The 18,012-nt window shown below is 65.2% G+C and carries 14 protein-coding genes (1 of these 14 only partly in view); 3 read left to right on the top strand and 11 right to left on the bottom strand.

The genetic code is table 11. The annotated features are described in order from the left end of the window. Positions 1-1,388: the 3' portion of a VOC family protein gene (locus tag ABSY17_RS23230; RefSeq protein ID WP_378946102.1), read on the top strand. The gene continues 166 nt to the left of window position 1, outside the view; 1,388 of the gene's 1,554 nt are visible here — the last part of the coding sequence; the start codon falls outside the window, past its left edge; its stop codon occupies positions 1,386-1,388. Between the two features lie 2 nt (positions 1,389-1,390). Here the strand turns inward: ABSY17_RS23230 and ABSY17_RS23235 are convergent, their stop codons facing one another. After that, positions 1,391-1,711 (bottom strand): 2Fe-2S iron-sulfur cluster-binding protein, encoded by a 321-nt coding sequence (locus tag ABSY17_RS23235; protein ID WP_378946105.1) that lies wholly within the window; start codon positions 1,709-1,711, stop codon positions 1,391-1,393. A gap of 26 nt (positions 1,712-1,737) precedes the next feature. Continuing rightward, the gene (locus ABSY17_RS23240; protein WP_378946107.1) at positions 1,738-2,994 is read right to left on the bottom strand and encodes a cytochrome P450; all 1,257 of its coding nucleotides are present in this window, start codon (positions 2,992-2,994) and stop codon (positions 1,738-1,740) included. Between the two features lie 174 nt (positions 2,995-3,168). On the opposite strand from ABSY17_RS23240, the gene ABSY17_RS23245 reads away from it, so the two are divergent. Together ABSY17_RS23245 and ABSY17_RS23250 are read left to right on the top strand one after the other, a co-directional pair. Next, positions 3,169-4,011 (top strand): AraC family transcriptional regulator, encoded by an 843-nt coding sequence (locus tag ABSY17_RS23245; RefSeq protein ID WP_378946110.1) that lies wholly within the window; start codon positions 3,169-3,171, stop codon positions 4,009-4,011. A gap of 89 nt (positions 4,012-4,100) precedes the next feature. After that, on the top strand, positions 4,101-4,898 hold the full coding sequence (locus tag ABSY17_RS23250) for an arginine deiminase family protein (protein WP_378946112.1): 798 nt from the start codon (positions 4,101-4,103) through the stop codon (positions 4,896-4,898). A 47-nt stretch (positions 4,899-4,945) separates the two neighbouring features. Here ABSY17_RS23250 and metH read toward each other — a convergent pair whose 3' ends face one another. From metH to ABSY17_RS23295, 9 genes are all read right to left on the bottom strand, one after another. Further along, positions 4,946-8,740 (bottom strand): methionine synthase, encoded by a 3,795-nt coding sequence (metH, locus tag ABSY17_RS23255; protein ID WP_378946115.1) that lies wholly within the window; start codon positions 8,738-8,740, stop codon positions 4,946-4,948. A gap of 297 nt (positions 8,741-9,037) precedes the next feature. Further along, positions 9,038-9,733, bottom strand: coding sequence for a VIT family protein (locus ABSY17_RS23260; RefSeq protein WP_378946118.1), 696 nt, complete (start codon positions 9,731-9,733; stop codon positions 9,038-9,040). 44 nt (positions 9,734-9,777) lie between these two features. Then, complete coding sequence (locus ABSY17_RS23265) at positions 9,778-11,658, bottom strand: heavy metal translocating P-type ATPase (protein WP_378952981.1); 1,881 nt, start codon at positions 11,656-11,658, stop codon at positions 9,778-9,780. Between the two features lie 179 nt (positions 11,659-11,837). Further along, positions 11,838-12,740, bottom strand: a complete 903-nt coding sequence (locus tag ABSY17_RS23270) for a CehA/McbA family metallohydrolase (RefSeq protein WP_378946120.1) — start codon at positions 12,738-12,740, stop codon at positions 11,838-11,840. Between the two features lie 29 nt (positions 12,741-12,769). Continuing rightward, a complete protein-coding gene (locus ABSY17_RS23275) occupies positions 12,770-13,423 on the bottom strand; it encodes an HAD family hydrolase (RefSeq protein ID WP_378946123.1) in 654 nt (217 codons plus the stop codon). Between the two features lie 112 nt (positions 13,424-13,535). Next, a complete protein-coding gene (locus tag ABSY17_RS23280) occupies positions 13,536-14,816 on the bottom strand; it encodes an ABC transporter substrate-binding protein (RefSeq protein WP_378946126.1) in 1,281 nt (426 codons plus the stop codon). A 124-nt stretch (positions 14,817-14,940) separates the two neighbouring features. After that, positions 14,941-15,795, bottom strand: coding sequence for a carbohydrate ABC transporter permease (locus ABSY17_RS23285; protein WP_378946129.1), 855 nt, complete (start codon positions 15,793-15,795; stop codon positions 14,941-14,943). Further along, positions 15,795-16,718: a carbohydrate ABC transporter permease gene (locus ABSY17_RS23290; protein WP_378946132.1), complete on the bottom strand. Its 924-nt coding sequence runs from the start codon at positions 16,716-16,718 to the stop codon at positions 15,795-15,797. The genes ABSY17_RS23285 and ABSY17_RS23290 overlap by 1 nt, the downstream gene beginning before the upstream one ends. Positions 16,719-16,726: 8 nt before the next feature. Continuing rightward, positions 16,727-17,929, bottom strand: coding sequence for an ABC transporter ATP-binding protein (locus tag ABSY17_RS23295; protein ID WP_378946134.1), 1,203 nt, complete (start codon positions 17,927-17,929; stop codon positions 16,727-16,729). Positions 17,930-18,012 lie beyond the last annotated feature (83 nt).

Genomic DNA, 18,012 nt, shown 5'->3' on the forward strand with positions numbered 1-18,012 from the left:
CGCTGATCACCTTCCTTGTCTGGGAGGACGGTGCTGTGGGCCGCGTCGGCCATGGCCAGCCGAGCGAGATCGCGCTGGCCATCGAGCCGTCAAGCATCGGCTTCTGGCTTACGCGGGCGCTGTCACATCATGTCGAGGTCTCGGGGCCTTCAGAGGAAATGGGCGAACCGACGCTCAGGCTCAAGGATCCCGACGGCGTGATCGTCAAGCTCGTCGGCGTGGCCGGCTTTCCCGCACCGACGGACTGGGGCGCATCATCCGTCCCACAGGAACACGCCATCCGCCGTATCCGCGGCGCCACCATCATGAGCGAGGTGCCGGAACTGACCGAGCGTTTTCTCGCCCGCCATTTCGGCTATCGTCCGGCACTGGGCAGCGAGTTCATGCGGAGGCTGGTGTCCGACAGCGGCGACGTCATCGACATCCGCGACGCCAGGGGTTTCTGGTCGAGTGCTGCGGGTACCGGCACCATCGACCACATCGCCTTCCGCGCCCGAGATATCGCCGAGGTCGAGGCCTTGCACGCCGAACTCGCCAAAGGCAACTCGTCGACCACCAATGTGCACGACCGCAACTATTTCTACTCTCTATATATACGCGAGCCCGGCGGGGTGCTGATCGAGTTCGCCACCGACGCCCCCGGCATGACAGTGGACGAGCCGGCAGACGAGCTCGGCACGCATCTGTTCGTGCCGCCGGAACGCGCCGACAAATTCGATGAGCTAAAGGTGATGCTGCCGCAGTTTTCCTGGCCGGGCGAGGAGCGCGTGATCTATCGCGACCTGCCCTTCGTCCATCGCTTCTACACGCCCGAGGATCCTGATGGCAGTACGATCGTGCTGCTGCATGGCTCGGGCGGCAACGAGACCAGTCTTTTGCCCTTCGCCGCAAAGGCGGCGCCGAATGCCACGCTGCTTGCGCTGCGCGGCCGCGCGACCGAGGAGGGCACGCCGCGCTGGTTCCGCCGGTTTTCGGCCAACAAGTTCGACCAGGCCGACATCGGCTCGGAAGCCGAGGCGTTCGCCGGCTTCATCGAGGGAGCGGCCGAGGCCTATCGGCTTGACCTCGAACGCACCGTGTTCCTCGGCCATTCCAACGGCGCCAACATGCTGGCGGCGACGATGCTGCTGCATCCGCATCTGGTCCGCCGCGCCGTGCTGCTGAGGGCTGCCATGCCGCTCGAGGAGCTGCCGGCGGCGGACCTGTCGGATGTCGAGGCGCTGCTGGTTGCGGGCGACGCCGACATGTTCAGCAGCTTCGGCCCTGACCTTGCCGTCCTGTTGCGCGATGCGGGAGCCGCCGTCGACGCCCGCGCAATCGCCTCCGGCCATGGCCTCGACGTCGCCGATGTCGAAATCGTCGGCGACTGGATCGCGGCGTGCAAATAGACTCAGTACTGCTCGCGCGGCAGATGCACGACCAGCCCGTCGAGGGCTGCCGACATCTTGAGCTGGCAGGTCAGCCGGCTGCGTTCTGTCGGATTCATCAGGCATTCGATCATGCCCTGCTCGGAATCGTCGGGGGGTGAAAGCCGTTCGGTCCAGCTTTCGTCGACGTAGCAATGGCAGGTGCCGCAGGCGCAGGAGCCGCCGCATTCGGCGAGGATCTGGTCGATGCCGTTGGCGACGGCCACCGCCATGACGCTCTGGCCATCGGTAGCAGTGAGTTCGGTCGCCTGGCCGTCGGCGTCGATGAAGGTTACGCGGTACATATGCAAAAATCTCCGGGAAAGTCAGGTCAGGCTGGCGTCAGCGCCAGGCGCAGCGTCTTGGGGCCGCGCACGGAAAGGCCGCGCTTGTATTGCGGTTCGGCATCGACCAGCTCGATCGACGACAGGCGCTTGATGAGCGTGGTGAAGATCACCTCCATGTCGAGCCGGGCCAGATGGTTGCCGAGGCAAAAATGGGCGCCGCCGCCGAAGGCGAGGTGCCGGTTCGGGTTGCGGCCGACGTCGAAGCTGTCAGCATTGTCGCCGAAAGCTGCCGGGTCGCGGTTGGCCGCGCCATAGAGCAGGCCGAACTTGGTGCCGCGCGGGAACGCTTGGCTGCCGACCACGCAGTCGGTGGTCGAATAGCGGTGGAAGAAGGGTAGCGGCGACTCGAAGCGGAACATCTCCTGGATCGCCGTATGGATCAGGCCAGGGTCGGCCTTCAGTCGCGCCATCTGGTCGGGAAAGCGCAACAGCGCGTGCATACCCGAGCCGAGCACATCGATGGTCGAGCCGTGGCCGGCCATCAGGATCAGCATGCAGGTGGAGACCAGTTCGTCCTCGTTGAGGTGGCCGGCATCCTGCGCCACCATCAGCCGGGTGATCAGGTCTTCCTGCGGGGCCTTGCGGCGCTCGGCCATCAGCTTCTTAAGATAGTGATAGAATTCGGTGGTCGCCTGTTCGGCCAGCGCCTTGCGCTCGTCGGTGCGGTTGATGTCGAAGAACTGCACGACCTTTTCCGACCAGCCGCGCAGCTGCGGGCAGTCCTCGTCCGGCACGCCAAGCACGCGGCCGATGATGTGTCCGGGCACCTGGGCGGCGAGGTCCTCGACGAAATCGATCTCGCCCTTGTCGATCAGGCTGTCGATAAGTTTGTCGACGAAGCTCTGGATCATTGTGCGCTGGCGGGCGATGAAGGCGGGCGTGAACTCGCGAAACACCTGCTTGCGCAGCCGGTCATGCACTTCGCCGTCGCTGTCGAGCATGGAAAACTGCACGAAGCGCTCATGGTGCGGCATGTCGAGCCAGTTCTGCAGGCGCTTCTGCTCATGGACCTCCTCAGCCGACATGAAGAACTCGGGCGAGCGGACCATCGAGATATCGCGCGCGATGGCGGCGACGTCGTCGAAGCGGGTGACCAGCCACATGTCGAAATCGGCGAAGAACTGGGGCGTGCCCTTGTCGCGCAGCGCGGCATAGGCCGGATAGGGGTTTTGGGCAAACGCCGCCGAAAGCGGTTCGAAAGCCACGTCCTCAACGCCTGCCTGTGGGGTAGCGGTCACCATCCAACGCTCCAATCGACTGAAATCCGGCCGCATGCGCGGCTGGCTGCATTTAGCCTAATGGCCGGGCTGGCAAAATGAATGCATCCTGATCGCACCGTGCTGGATAAAACTCGCATCCGGCTTTGCCTGCGGATACAAGGAGACGAGCCTCTCGAGAACAATGCCTGTGCAAAAATGACCACGCAAACCGATGGCAACGAGATCTTCTTCCATACGCCGGGACGGCATGCGGATGCCTATCCCTACAAGATCCTGGTGGCGGGGCGCACCCGCTTTTACCATGCCGACGGCTTCGTCAGCCGCCGGTTCCACCACCATACGCTGATCTGCACGCTGTCCGGCCTCGGCCTGATCGAGGTCGCCGGCGCCCGCTTCGTGGCGCGGCCCCGTACCGTCGCGTGGCTCGACACGTCGATGCAATATGCCCATGGCTGCCATCCCGACGCCGATCATTGGCACTATCTGTGGATGAGCATCGAGGGCCACGGGCTCGAAGCCGTCTTCGCTTTCCTGCGGGTGGCCGGCAGCCCGATCTTCGCCGCCGCCGGCGACGGCTGGGCCGACGGTTTCGAACGCGCCATCGACAACCTCGCCCGGCGCGGCCAGACGACCGACGCTCGTTCGAGCGCCATCGTCGCCCGGCTGGTCGAGATGCTGGTGGCCGAGCGCGGCGAACAGGCGAGCGGCGAGGAACGGGGCGAGCCGGTGCAGCGGGTGATGCGCGCACTACGCACTGATATCGCCCGCAACTGGCGGATCGAGGAGCTGGCCGCCGTGGCCGGCCTCAGCGCCTCGCAATTGCATCGGCAGTTCAAGGAAAAGACCGGCACCACGCCGATGGACTGGGTCCGCCACGAGCGCATGAACCTCGCCAAGCGCCTGCTGATCGCGCCCAACGTCAAGATCGCCGCCGTGGCGCTCAACCTGGGCTACGCCGACCCCTATCATTTCAGCCGCGATTTCCGCCGCGTCGCCGGCCAGTCGCCGAGCGAGTTCCGTCGGGCGCAGGGGCAGTAGGCAACTGGCCCAAGCAGCCGATATCGACAGTTTTTCCCGTCCGGGCTACCAAGGGCGCTGAACCCAACAACCCACGCGACGGACACGACATGTCATCCAGGCCAGCGGTGTACGAGTTCAATGCGGCGATCGTGCGCAAGCCGGCCCGCTCGGTGGTCGATGGCCTGCGCGCCGACGACCACGGCAATCCCAGCTATCAAGGGGTGGTGGCCGAGCATGCGGCCTATGTCGCGGCCCTGCGGGCAGCTGGCATCGACGTCACCGTGCTGCCGGCGCTGGAAGACTTCCCCGACTCGATTTTCGTAGAGGACCCGGCGCTGGTCTTTTCCGAAGGCGCCATCCTGCTGCGTCCCGGCGCTGAAAGCCGTCTGAAGGAAACTGCCGAAATCGCGCCGACACTGAGAAAAATATTCGAGACGGTGCTCGACCTGCCCTTCCCCGGCTTCGCCGACGGCGGCGACGTGCTGACGACGCCGAAAAGCGTGATGATCGGCCTGTCGGCCCGCACCGACCGTGCCGGTGCCGAGGGGCTGATCGCCAGTCTGGAAAAGCTTGGTCGCAAGGGCGAGATCGTGCAGACGCCGAAGGGTGTGCTGCATTTCAAGAGCGATTGTTCGCTGCTCGACGGCGAGACCATGCTGTCGACGGATCGCCTCGCCCGCTCGGGCGTTTTCGGTAGATATCGCCGGGTAATCGTTCCGGAGGGCGAGGAGGCGGCCGCTAATGCGCTGCGCGTCAACGACGTGGTGATGGTGGGTGCGGATTTCCCTAGAACCATCGAACTGCTCGACGGGCTCGGCTACCAGGTGGTGCCGCTGAAGACCACCGAGATCGGCAAGATCGACGCCGGCCTGTCCTGCATGTCGCTGCGCTGGCATCGCGGCTGAACGGCCGCACCGCACGAGGTCATCGCGCGGCACGACTTGCGGTTTGGTTACTCGGCGGCCTCGGCGAATGAACCGGGCACGTAGTTGAGGATCGGCCCGAGCCAGCGCTCGGCTTCGGCCACCGACATCCCCTTGCGCTGGGCATAGTCCTCGACCTGGTCGCGCTCGACCTTGGCGACGCCGAAATAGTAGCTTTCGGGATGCGCCAGATAGAGCCCCGAGACCGAAGAGCCCGGCCACATGGCCATGCTTTCGGTCAGCGCTACGCCGGCGTTCTTTTCGGCGTCAAGCAGTCGGAATAGCGTCGTCTTCTCGGTATGGTCGGGCTGGGCCGGATAGCCGGGCGCCGGGCGGATGCCGTGATAGGCCTCGCCGATCAGCTCGTCGCCCGAAAAATCCTCGTCCGGCGCATAGCCCCAGAACTCCTTGCGGACGCGCTGGTGCATACACTCGGCGAAGGCCTCGGCGAAGCGATCGGCCAGCGCCTTGACCATGATCGACGAGTAGTCGTCGTTGGCGCGTTCGAAGCGTTCGGCGATGGCCACTTCCTCGATGCCTGCGGTGACGACGAAGCCGCCGACATAGTCGGCCTTGCCGCTGTCGACAGGGGCGACGAAGTCGGACAGCGCTACGTTGGGCCTGCCGTCGCGCTTGGTCAGTTGCTGGCGCAGGGTGAAGAAGGTCGCGAGTTCCTCGCTGCGGTCCTCGCCGGTGAACAGCCTGATGTCGTCGCCGACGACATTGGCCGGCCAGAAGCCGATCACCGCCTTCGGCGCGAACCATTTTTCATCGATGATCTTCTTCAGCATCGCCTGGGCGTCGTCGAAGAGCTGGCGCGCCGCCGCACCTTGCTTCTCGTCCTCGAGGATCTTGGGGTAGCGGCCCTTGAGCTCCCAGGTCTGGAAGAAGGGCGTCCAGTCGATATAGCGGGCGAGCTCGGCAAGGTCCCAGCTCTCGAACACTTTCGTGCCGAGGAAGGACGGCTTCGGCGGCGTGTAGCCGGTCCAGTCGACCTTCTGCGCATTGGCGCGGGCGCGGGCCAACGGCAGGCGCTGCTTCTCGCGCTCGGAACGCTCATGCGCCTCGGCAACCTTCTTGTATTCCGCCCTTGTCGCCTCGATGTAGCCGCCCTTGGCTTCCGGCGACAAAAGACTGGAAACCACGCCGACCGCGCGGCTGGCGTCGGTGACATAGACCGCCTGCCCGCGTTCGTAGCGCGGATGGACCTTCACCGCCGTATGCACGCGGCTGGTGGTGGCGCCGCCGATCAGCAGCGGAATGTCAAAACCCTCGCGCTCCATCTCGGCGGCGACATGCACCATCTCGTCAAGCGACGGCGTGATCAGGCCAGACAGGCCGATGATGTCGACATTCAGCTCTTTCGCCGTCTGCAGGATCTTGGTCGCCGGGACCATGACGCCGAGATCGATGATCTCGTAATTGTTGCAGGCGAGCACGACGCCAACGATGTTCTTGCCGATGTCGTGGACGTCGCCCTTCACCGTCGCCATCAGGATTTTGCCCGCGCTCTGGCGCTCGCCGCCGCCATTGGCGGCCTTTTCGGCCTCCATGTAGGGCAGAAGAACCGCGACGGCCTGCTTCATGACACGGGCGGACTTGACCACCTGCGGCAGGAACATCTTGCCGGCGCCGAACAGGTCGCCGACGACATTCATGCCGGCCATCAGCGGGCCTTCGATGACATGCAGCGGGCGCTCGGCGTTCTGCCGCGCCTCTTCCGTGTCGGCTTCGATGAACTCGGTGATGCCGTTGACCAGCGCATGCTCCAGCCGCTTTGCGACCGGCCATTCGCGCCAGGCGAGATCCTTCTCCCTGGCTTCCTTGCCGGCGGCGCCCCTGTAGCGCTCGGCAAGCTCCAGCATCCGCTCGGTCGCGGTGCCGCCGGCCTTCGGCTTGCGGTTCAGGACGACGTCCTCGCAAGCCTCACGCAATTCGGGGTCGATGCTTTCATAGACCGCCAGCTGGCCGGCATTGACGATGCCCATGTCCATGCCCGCCTGGATGGCGTGGTAGAGGAACACCGCGTGCATGGCCTCGCGCACCGGCTCGTTGCCGCGGAACGAGAACGACAGGTTCGACACGCCGCCCGAGACATGGACATGCGGCAGGGTGGCAATGATTTCCCGCGTCGCCTCGATGAAGTCGACACCGTAATTGTCGTGCTCCTCGATGCCGGTGGCGATGGCGAAGATGTTCGGATCGAAGATGATGTCTTCGGGCTCGAAGCCGGCCTGTTCGGTCAGGAGCTTGTAGGCACGGGTGCAGATCTCGACCTTGCGCGCCTTGGTGTCGGCCTGGCCCTTTTCGTCGAAGGCCATGACGACCACCGCCGCACCATAAGCCCGGCAGAGGCGGGCGTGATGCAGGAAGGCTTCCTCGCCCTCCTTCATCGAGATCGAATTGACGATCGGCTTGCCCTGCACGCATTTCAGGCCGGCCTCGATCACCTCCCATTTGGAGCTGTCGATCATGACGGGTACGCGGGCAATGTCGGGTTCGGAGGCGATCAGGTTGAGATACTCGACCATCGCCTTCTTCGAATCGATCAGGCCCTCGTCCATGTTGACGTCGATGATCTGGGCGCCATTGGCGACCTGGTCGCGGGCGACATCGAGAGCCGCAGCAAAGTCGCCTGCTGTGATCAGCTTGCGGAACTTGGCCGAGCCGGTGACGTTGGTGCGTTCGCCGACATTGACGAAGGGGATTTCGGGCGTGAGCGTGAAGGGCTCGAGCCCCGACAGCCGCATCTGCGGCGCGCGCTTTGTCACCTGGCGCGGCGCATGCCTGGCCACCGCCTCGGCAATGGCGCGGATGTGGTCGGGCGTCGAGCCGCAGCAGCCGCCGGCAACGTTGATCAGCCCTTCGCGCGCGAATTCCTCGACCTGGGCGGCCATGAAGTCCGGGCTCTCGTCATATTTGCCGAAGGCGTTGGGCAGGCCGGCATTGGGATAGGCGCAGGTGAAGGTGTCGGCAACATCCGACAGTTCGGCCAGATGCGGGCGCATGGCCGCCGCACCCAGCGCGCAGTTGAGACCGATGGTGAAGGGTTTTGCATGGCGCATCGAGTGCCAGAAGGCGGTCGGGGTCTGGCCGGTCAAGGTGCGACCGGAGAGGTCGGTGATGGTGCCCGAGATCATGATCGGCAGGCGCACGCCCTTCTCAGTGAAGATCTCCTCGCAAGCAAAGATCGCCGCCTTGGCGTTCAGCGTATCGAAGATCGTCTCGATCAGGATGATGTCGGAACCGCCGTCGATCAGGCCGCGCAGCTGCTCGCCATAGGCGAGCCGCAAATCGTCAAAGGTGACGGCGCGATAGCCGGGATTGTTGACGTCGGGCGAGATCGAGGCGGTGCGGTTGGTCGGCCCGAGCGCGCCGGCGACGAAGCGGCGGCGACCGTCCTCCTGCTGGGCACGGATGGCGGCGCGACGCACCAGCCGCGCGCCGTCGCGGTTGAGCTCGTAGACCATCTCTTCCATGCCGTAGTCGGCCTGGGCGATCGAGGTCGACGAGAAGGTGTTGGTCTCGATGATGTCGGCGCCGGCCTTGGCGTACTGGTAGTGGATCTCCTCGATCGCCTTGGGCTGGCTGAGGATCAAGAGATCGTTGTTGCCCTGCTGGTGGCAGGCGCAGCCGGCAAAACGGTCGCCGCGGAAATGGTCCTCGCCGAAGCCGAGGCCCTGGATCTGCGTGCCCATGGCGCCGTCGAGCACGAGGATGCGCTCGCGGGCCGCGGCCTGCAGCGCGGCAAGCACCTCCGAACCGTCCGCCTTGGCGGACACGGCCCCGAACAGGGCATCGAGTGAGGAGGTATTTTGCGACATCTAACGTCCTTTCGGCGACAATGGCGCCACCTCACATAAAGACATCTTTATGTCAATATGTCGACCGCGCGTTTACGGCCGGACGCCCCGGCCTTGCGACGATGCTGCAGTGGTGGTCCGGCCATGACCGTGGTGGCGATCAGGTCGCTCGTAGCGCCTGGCGCCGCATCAACAACAATGCGTCCGACTCATCGAGGTTGTCGCGCATCTTTCGCAGACCGCGTCCTTTGCCATATTCGCCTGATATCAGCGACTGGCGCTGGCCCACCGCCTCCTGAATGCGGTCTGCGCCAGTGGTCACACCGCGGTGCCGACCAGCGCGCCGATCCCCGCCGTCAGCGCCATGGCGAAGGCGCCCCAGAAGGTGACGCGCGCCGTCGCCTTCATGACGTTGGCGCCGCCCGCCCTGGCACCGACCGCACCGAGCAGAGCGAGGAACACCAGCGAGGCCGCCGAAACGGTCCAGACCAGCATCGAGGCGGGGGACACCAGCACCATCAGCAGCGGCAGCGCTGCCCCGACCGAGAAGGTCGCCGCCGATGTCAGTGCCGCCTGGATCGGCCGTGCCGCGGTGATCTCCGAAATGCCGAGTTCGTCATGGGCGTGCGCGCCGAGGGCGTCCTTCGCCATCAACTGGTCTGCCACCTGACGCGCCAGGCCGACTTCGAGCCCGCGCTTGACATAGATCTGCGCCAGTTCCTCCCGCTCGAACGCGGGCTGGCTTGCCAGTTCCGCGCGCTCGCGGGCAAGGTCGGCATTCTCGGTGTCGGCCTGCGAACTGACCGAGACATACTCGCCCGCCGCCATCGACATTGCGCCTGCAACCAAACCTGCGACACCGGCAACCAGCACCTCCGACGTCGCCGCCGAGGCGGAGGCGACGCCGACGATCAGGCTGGCGGTCGAGACGATGCCGTCATTGGCGCCAAGGACGGCGGCGCGCAGCCAGCCGATACGCGATACGAGATGGCTTTCCTTGTGCATGCGGGTCATCTTCTGCTCCAATCGATGCCGACGGCTCGTCGGCCGCTACCATTTCAACCCCGGGCGACGCCATCTGCAATGGCATCACTGGAAGAGACCTTGCCCAGCGGCACGGCACCCCATCCGTCGCCCCTGGCCCGCAGCGCATTGAGGATGACGGCAACGTCGATCACTTCCTGCAGCAATGCGCCTGCGACCGGCGGGATGTAGCCGAACGCCGCAAAAACCATGGCGATGCCCGACAGCGCCAGTCCAACCACGACGCTCTGCAGTGCGATCGACCGCGCGCGGTGGGCGACGAGGACCGCGTCGGCGACCAGATCCAGCCTGTCGGCGAGGACGACGACATCGGCGGCTTCCGAGGAAGCCGTCGCGCCGCGCGCGCCCATCGCCACGCCCACGGTAGCCGCGGCCAGGGCGGGCGCGTCGTTGATGCCGTCGCCGACCATCATCGTCGGCGCGCGCGCCTTTTCGGCGTTTACGGCCTCGACCTTCTGCGCGGGGCTGCAATCGGCAAGGATGGCGTCGAGGTCGAGCGCCGCGCCGACGGCGTCCGCCGCCTTGTGGTCGTCGCCGGTCACCATGATGGCCCTTGTGACACCGGCGGCGCGCAGCCGGGCGATGGCCCGCGGCGTATCCCAGCGGATCCCGTCGCCCATGACGAGGATCGCCGCCAGCACGTCGTCGACACTGACAAAGACCGTCAGGACGGGCTGGCCCTGATATTGCGCGACGAGTTGCTGCGCCCATGCCGGCAGGTGGGTATCGCCCGTGACCAGCGACCGCGAACCGGCGCGGACGAGCTTGCCTTCGACGACGCCCTGCAGGCCGGATCCCCTGGTTTCCTTGACCTTTTCCGGGTGAGCGAGCGCCAGGCCTTTGGCGCGGGCGGTCTCGACCAGTGCGGCGGCGAGGACATGGTGCGAGGCCTGCTCCAGCGAAGCCACCAGCCGCAGCGCCTCGTCGGCTCCCACGCCGTTGCCCGTCTCGACAGCGATCAGCTTGGCGCCGCCCTCGGTCAGCGTGCCGGTCTTGTCGAAGATAGCGGTACGGACCTGGGCCAGCGCCTCAAGCGGCGCGCCGCCCTTCATCAGCACACCCATGCGGGCCGCCCGCGACACGCCGCCGATGAGGGCGACGGGTGCAGCGAGGATCAGCGGACAGGGCGTCGCCACGACGAGCACGGCAAGCGCCCGGATCGGATCGCCCGAATAGAGCCATGCCGCGGCCGCCACGAGCAGCGTTGCCGGCAACAGCAGAAGCGCGAAGCGGTCGGCCATGCGAATGAACGGCGCCTTGGCCGTCTGGGCGGCGCGGACCATCCTGATGATGCCGGCATAGGTGCTCTCGGAGGCCGCCGCACTCGCCCGCATTGTGAAGGTTTCGCCGACATTGACCGTGCCGCTGCGCGCCAGTTCGCCCGCGGCACGCTTGACCGGCAGCGGCTCGCCGGTAACCGCGGATTCGTCAATCAGCGCGGTCGCGCCCAAAACCCTTCCGTCGACGGGCAGGACCTCGCCTGCCCGCACCAACAGTTCATCGCCGATCGCGATGTCCTCGACCGGAATGTCCCTCGTCTCGCCGCCCTGGCGCCGGTGCGCGATGCGTGGCGTGCGGTCGGTCAGCGCCTTGAGATCGCGCTCGGCACGGCCCCGGGCGTAATCCTCCAGCATGTTGCCGCCCGAATACATGATGGCGACGACGACACCGGCGAGGGGCTGGCCCAGCGCAAGTGCCGCCGACATCGAGACAAAGGCGATCGCATCGACGCCGACGCGGCCCACGAAAAAGTCACGCACAATGGCGATGCCGAGCCCGAGGACGACCGGTGCTGTCGCCGCCGCCCAGATCCAGTCGGCCTCGACGGGAGAGGCCAGGCCGAAACGCGCGACACTGCCGGCAACCAGGCCAAGGATGGCCACTGCGAAAAGCATGCGATGGAACGTCGTCTCACTCACCTGGAACCATCCCGTCATCTTGCCTGCAAGGTCTGATCTCCCACGTTGCCCCTATCGTGTCCTGATGCAAGCTTTCGCTTTGGCTAGGCCATGCTTGCGAAACGGCATCTGGAGCACGCCGGCGGCAAAATGCCGGCGTGCTCCGGTCCGCCATCCTATTTCCAGATCGGGTTCGACCAGGCGCTGCGGCCGGTGTCGTCGATGACGATCACGCGCAGCCATGGGCTCTTCTTGAGCGGCGCCAGCGACACGCTGGTGCGGGTCATCGCAATGCCGCTGCTGTGGCTCATCAGATAGCCCTGTCCGGCGACCAGCACGCGCGAAGCCGGCGAGCAGCGGACTTCGACGCGATCCTCGGTGACGTCGATGTCGTCGATGCGCGGGCCCTGCGTCGAATAGAACTGCCCAGCCTTCAGCGCTTCCAGGATATGCTCGGGGCTGTTGGTCTCGGCCTTGAGCTCGATCCAGCCGCCGCCGAAATCGGCCGCCTTGAAATGCGCGTCGTCGCAGGCATAGGTCGACAGGCGGTAGCCCTTGTCGAGCAGGCCGTCGAGCAGGTAGGCGCCGTGGCCCTTGTCATGCATGACCTGGCAGCCGTGATTGTAGATCTCCACCGAATGAGCGGCATCCACCAGCGTCTCGGCGTCGGCAAGCGACAGGCTGTACCAGCCCGGATGGGCGATGCCGACGAAGGCGCCGGCGGCGTTGGCGCGGCGCGCCAACTCAGGGCCGGTTTCTGCCGGCGAGGTCGGTGCGAAATCGAGCGGCAGGCCGACGGCGACCAGATGCCAGATGTCGCTGACCTCGGTGCGCGGCGCATGGACCTCGGCGCCGAGCAGCATGGTGAAGTCGTCGTCGCTGAAGGTGCGCGTATCGGTGATCGGGAAATCGAAATCCTTCAGGAAATGGTCGGTGACCGACAAGAAATCATAGCCCGACTTGCGATAGGCCGCGACGACGTCCTCGACCGACAGCGCGCCATCGGAGCGGGTGGTGTGGGTGTGGATGTTGCCGCGCAGGAAGCGGCCGGCGGTGGAAAAGGGAGCGATGCTGCTCATTTGAATGCCCTTTGTGTGGGGGAGTGATTTCAGGCGGTGGCGACCGCCGGCAGGGGGTCTGCCAGCCAGGGATGGGCGGCAATCTGGTGGTGGTGGGTCAGGATCGGATCGGCGCCCAGGGCGCGCAGCCGCTGGTCATGGCCGGGCAGGATATGGCCGCCGCCGCAGAAGCCGATGACATGCATGCCGGCGGCGCGGGCAGCGGTGACGCCCGTGAGGCTGTCTTCGATGACGAGGCAGCGCGACGGGTCGAAACCGCCCATTGTCTTAGCCGCGAGCAGGAACAGATCGGGCGCAGGCTTGCCGCGCTTCACGTCGTCGGCGCTGAACACACGGCCCTCGACCAGCGGCGCGAGCCCGGTCACGGCAAAAGTCCGGCGCAGGCGCTCGTGCGTGCTGTTGGAGGCCACGCAAAAGGGCAGTCTGAGGCCCTCGAGCAGGTCGGCGATGCCGGCAATGGGCTGCAATTGGGTGTTGAAGGCGTGATCGAGCCGGGTCGCCATTTCCGCCTCGAAGGCGGCCGGCAAATCCGCGCCATGGATTTCCTCAAGCTTGCGGCGTGCCGCCGCTTCGTCGAGGCCAACCAGGGCGACGAGCGCTTCTTCGGCGGACATCGTCAAGCCGAGGCTGTGTAGCGTGTCCGATGTTACCTGCGCGGCGAGGATTTCGCTGTCGACGAGCACACCGTCACAGTCGAAGATTACAAGATCTATCAAGGAGCTAGCCTAGAAAAGTGGCCGCGCGTGGTGCCACGCGCGGCGCAGGTTATGGGGATGCCGGATTACTTGGCCCGGATTACTTGGCGATGAGCGTGTTGGTTTCTTCGACGATCTTCGCCAGCGCGTCCTCGGGCGTCGTCTCGCCGCTCATCACCGTGCCGATGATGTCGCGCTGCATGCGCCAGATCTTCACGCCGTTGGTGCCGGGATACCCGCCCCAGGGCGCCGCGCGCGAGATCTGCTTGATGCTGGTGTACCAGTTCGGATGCTCGTCATAGAACTTGCCGAGATAGTCAGGCGCGAGCGCTGCCTTGTTGGTCGGCATGTAGCCGGAACCGAGGACGGCGATCGTCTGGCCTTCGGCGCTGGTTGCGAACTTGATGTATTCCCAGGCCGCGTCCTGCTTGGCCTTGTCCTTGGCGAGGATCATCATGCCGTTGCCGCCGGTTGGCACGACGCCCTTTTCCAGGTTCGAAACCGGGAAGGTCGAGGACGCCAGCGCGAAACGGTCGCCGATCAAGTCGGAGAAGCCGCGGGCGCTGTTCGGCGAGGCGAAGATGATGCCGAGCTTGCCGGCGGCAAACTGCTGACGCGACTGCTCGAAATCGCGCATGACCATGCCTGCATCGGTGACGAACTGGCGGGCAAGCTTGAGGGCGCGCAGGCCCGAGCCGTTGTCGAAGGCGACAGTCTTGTTGTCGTCATTCATGATCTGCTCGCCCTGCTCGAGGATGAGCGAACGCCACAGCCAGTCGTCCGGCCAGGCATGGATGTCATAGGCAAAGCCATCGACGCCGCCGCCGAGCGCCTTGATCTTGGCGCCCAGCGCCATCATGTCGGCCCAGTTGGTCGGGAAGTTCTCGGGATCGCCGCCGGCCTGCTTGACCAGATCGGCGTTGAAGAAAACGATCGGCGTCGAGGCGTTGAAGCCGATGCCGTACTGCTTGCCGTCGACCTTGCCGAGATTGAGGATCGAAGGCTCGTAGTTGGCGGCGACCCATGCTTCGCCTTCCTTGGCCATGTAGTCGTCGAGCGCGATGACCTGGCCGCGCTTCTCGAGCTGGTGGACGACCTCTGGCAGCAGGTGGAAGCCGGAGTGATAGACATCAGGCAGGTTGTTGGTCATCGATTCGCGCAGCAACGACTGATGCTGCTCGTCGTAGCTCGGCAGGGAATTGCGGAACTTGATCTGGATGTCGGGGTGCTTCTTCATGAACGCCTCGGCGACCTGTTCATGGAAGACATTGTGCGACGCATTGAAGTGGGTGACTTCGATGGTGATCGGGTCGGCATGAGCGGCCGATGCGCCGAGCATCGCGGCTGCGCCGACCAAAGTGGCCTGCATCAGGGATTTCATTTTCGTCTCCTTGGGAGTTGCTTGGGGATGGATGGACCGCATCGAGAAGGCATTGAGCCTGTCTCCTTGCGGCCGGAACATGCGCAAGGACCGGGCCATCCCGATCCCTAGCGAAGGCTGGGCTTCACTTCACGCCGGTCATGGTGACGCCGCGAACGAAGCTGCGCTGGGCAAACAGGAAGAGGATCGTCAGCGGCGCAGTCAGAAGCGTTGCCGCGGCCATCAGGGCGCCGAAGCTGGAGCCGAGATCGGAGTCGTTGAAATACATCATGCCGAGCGGCGGAGGGGCGAGCTCCGGGCTGGTCACCACGATCAGCGGCCAATAGAGGTCGTTCCAGTGGGCGGTGATCGAGAAGACCGCGAAGGCTGCGATTGCCGGGCGCGCGCTCGGCACGACGACCCGCCAGAGGATTTCCATCTCGCCCATGCCATCGAGCCGTGCGGCGTGGATGATGTCGTCCGGGAACGAGCGCAGCACCTGGCGGAACAGGAAGATCGCGAAGACCGACAGGAAGAACGGCAGCATCAGTGAGAAATAGCTGTCGAGCGTGCCGGTGAAGGCGAGGCCCATGTAGAGCGGCAGGGCGGGAACCTGGACCGGTACGCACAGTGCGAACAGCACCAGCGCAAACAGCAGGTTGCGGCCGCGAAACTCATACTTCGCCAGCGCGTAGGCGCAGGGAATGGCCGTCAGCAGTTGCACGGCAAGGATGCCGGCGCAGATCACCACGCCGTTGGCCATGAAGCGCAGCAGCGGTGCCTTGTTGAAGGCCTCGCGGAAGTTGTCGAAGCCGACGAAGGTCTGCGGCAGCCAATGGAACGTCGGTGAGAACACTTCCTGCGAGGGACGGAAGGCGGTCAGCAGCATCCAGTAGAAGGGAAACAGCATGGCGAACGCGCAGGCCAGCAGGAAGCCATGCATGGCGATCTGACCGGGAGTGAACCCCGACCGGGCGAGAAGGGAGGCGGAGCGCGACATCAGTAATGAACCTTCCGCTCGAGCACCTTGGCCTGAACCAGCGACAGCAGCAGGATGATGCCGAGGAAGACGACGGTGATGGCCGAGGCAACGCCGATGCGCATGTATTGGAAGCCCTCGAGATAGTTGGTGTAGAGCAGCACGTCGCTCGCCCCCTGCGGCCCGCCCTTGGTCAGGACGGCGACCGTGTCGAACACCTTGAAGGCGGTGATCGAGGTGGTGATGATGACGAACATGGTGGTCGGGCCCAGCATCGGCATGGTGACCGTGAAGAAGCGCTCGACCGGGCTGTCGATGCCGTCGACGGAGGCCGCCTCGTAGAGCTCCTCGGGGATGGCCGTGAGGCCAGAAGTGAAGAGCACCATGTTGAAGCCGGCCAGCGACCAGATGCCGATGATGGCCAGGGCCGGCATGACCAGCGACGGCGTGCCGAAGAACTCCAGGCTCGGCAGGCCGATCGCCGTCAGCAAGTGGTTGACCGGACCGATCGTACCGTGCAGCAGGTATTTCCACACGGTCGCCATGGCGATCAGCGTCGAGGTGACCGGCAGGAAAAATGCGACCTGGTAGAAACCGCGTCCGCGCCTGAGCCCCTGGACCATGACGGCCAGGACCAGGCCGATGATGACAGAGGTCGGGACGACAAGCGCCACGTAGTAAAGCGTGTTGCCGAGCGAGCGCCAGAAGGTCTTGTCATTGGCGAGCGCGACGTAGTTTTCGACGCCGATGAAGGAAAAATCCAGCGCGCCGAGTTCGTAGTCGGTGAAGCTCATGGCGATCATCACGACGATCGGCAAAAGCAGCGTGCCGACCAGCAGGGCGACCGACGGCAGGGCGAACCAATAGGCGACCGACGGTGAAATTTCCGCGCCGAGGCGACGGCTGCGCGCCAATGGCGCGCCTTGGGTTTGTGCAAGCGACATGGTCATGATCAGGCCGACAGCAGTTCACGCGCTGGAGAAGGCGCTCTCGACGGGGCGACGGGGGCGGGGCGGAGAGACGGCACCCTTTTGCCGTCGGAGCCGAACAGCAGTGCTGCGCTGGCGCGCGCGCCGATTGTGATTACGTCGTTGAGGCGGCCGCTCATCTGCAACGCCTCCATCTCGGCAGACGAGATGCGGAGGATGAGATTGCCCTGCTCGCCCTCCTCGTTGCGGGCGTGCAGCAGCACGTCATGGCCGAGCCGTTCGCTGCGGAGCAGGCGCACCTTGATCGCAATGTCGGCCGAGGCGTCGTCGATGCTGAGGATTTCCGGCCGCAAACCGACCGTGACCTGCCCCTCGACATGGGTGCGCAACCCGGTCTGGCGGCCGCCTACGATGACGCGCCCTTGCGTGTCCGCCTTGCCTTGCAGCAGGTTGATTTCGGGGCTGCCGATGAAACGGGCGACACGCACGTCGGTCGGGTTGGAATAGATCTCGTGCGGGGTGGCGACCTGGACGATCTCGCCTTCCATCATCAGCGCGACGCGGGAGGACATGGTCATGGCTTCGACCTGATCATGCGTCACATAGATGAACGTCGCTCCGAGACGACGATGCAATTCGGTCAACTCGCCGCGCATGTGGACACGCAGGCGGGCATCGAGATTGGACAGCGGTTCGTCCATCAGGAACACGCGCGGCTGGCGCACCATCGCGCGAGCCAGTGCCACGCGCTGGCGCTGGCCGCCCGAAAGCTGCGCCGGGCGGCGGTCGAGCAATGGCTCGATCTCGACCTGCGCGGCCACCTGCTCGATGGCCTGGGCGATGTCGGCGCGGGCCTGCGCCTGCCCCGGCACCAGCTTGCCAACCAGCGGCATGCGGGAAAGTCCACTCAGATGGCGGATGTTGAGCGGCGTCGCGATGTTCTGGCGCACGCTCATATGCGGATAGAGCGCATAGCTCTGGAACACCATCGAGACGTCGCGCGCCTTGGGCGGCAGGTGATCGACGGGCGCGCCATCAATCGAAATCGAGCCGCCATCCTGCGGTACCAGGCCGGCAAGGATGCGAAGCAAGGTGGACTTGCCGCATCCCGACGGCCCGACCAGCGTCAGAAACTCGCCGGCTGCGACATCGACCGAAACACCCTTCAGAGTCCTGGTCGCGCCGTAGTGCTTTTCGATGGAGGTGATTGTTACGTTCGCGGTCATGGCCCGTTCCTTGAGTTGGCGGGACCATGTCGGAGTTCTATTTCAGTCGTATGACATCCTTGGAGTAAAACTCCAGGCGTCAT

The organism is Mesorhizobium sp. ANAO-SY3R2 (assembly GCF_042466635.1).
Classification (GTDB): Bacteria; Pseudomonadota; Alphaproteobacteria; order Rhizobiales; family Rhizobiaceae; genus Aminobacter.

Bases quoted from the DNA above. Each gene is read 5' to 3' on its own strand.
- ABSY17_RS23295 (WP_378946134.1), bottom strand. From the start codon at position 17,929: ATGACCGCGAACGTAACAATCACCTCCATCGAAAAGCACTACGGCGCG.
- ABSY17_RS23290 (WP_378946132.1), bottom strand. From the start codon at position 16,718: ATGTCGCTTGCACAAACCCAAGGCGCGCCATTGGCGCGCAGCCGTCGC.
- ABSY17_RS23245 (WP_378946110.1), top strand. From the start codon at position 3,169: ATGACCACGCAAACCGATGGCAACGAGATCTTCTTCCATACGCCGGGA.
- metH (WP_378946115.1), bottom strand. From the start codon at position 8,740: ATGTCGCAAAATACCTCCTCACTCGATGCCCTGTTCGGGGCCGTGTCC.
- ABSY17_RS23265 (WP_378952981.1), bottom strand. From the start codon at position 11,658: ATGCTTTTCGCAGTGGCCATCCTTGGCCTGGTTGCCGGCAGTGTCGCG.
- ABSY17_RS23235 (WP_378946105.1), bottom strand. From the start codon at position 1,711: ATGTACCGCGTAACCTTCATCGACGCCGACGGCCAGGCGACCGAACTC.
- ABSY17_RS23260 (WP_378946118.1), bottom strand. From the start codon at position 9,733: ATGACCCGCATGCACAAGGAAAGCCATCTCGTATCGCGTATCGGCTGG.
- ABSY17_RS23250 (WP_378946112.1), top strand. From the start codon at position 4,101: ATGTCATCCAGGCCAGCGGTGTACGAGTTCAATGCGGCGATCGTGCGC.
- ABSY17_RS23285 (WP_378946129.1), bottom strand. From the start codon at position 15,795: ATGTCGCGCTCCGCCTCCCTTCTCGCCCGGTCGGGGTTCACTCCCGGT.
- ABSY17_RS23270 (WP_378946120.1), bottom strand. From the start codon at position 12,740: ATGAGCAGCATCGCTCCCTTTTCCACCGCCGGCCGCTTCCTGCGCGGC.
- ABSY17_RS23280 (WP_378946126.1), bottom strand. From the start codon at position 14,816: ATGAAATCCCTGATGCAGGCCACTTTGGTCGGCGCAGCCGCGATGCTC.
- ABSY17_RS23240 (WP_378946107.1), bottom strand. From the start codon at position 2,994: ATGGTGACCGCTACCCCACAGGCAGGCGTTGAGGACGTGGCTTTCGAA.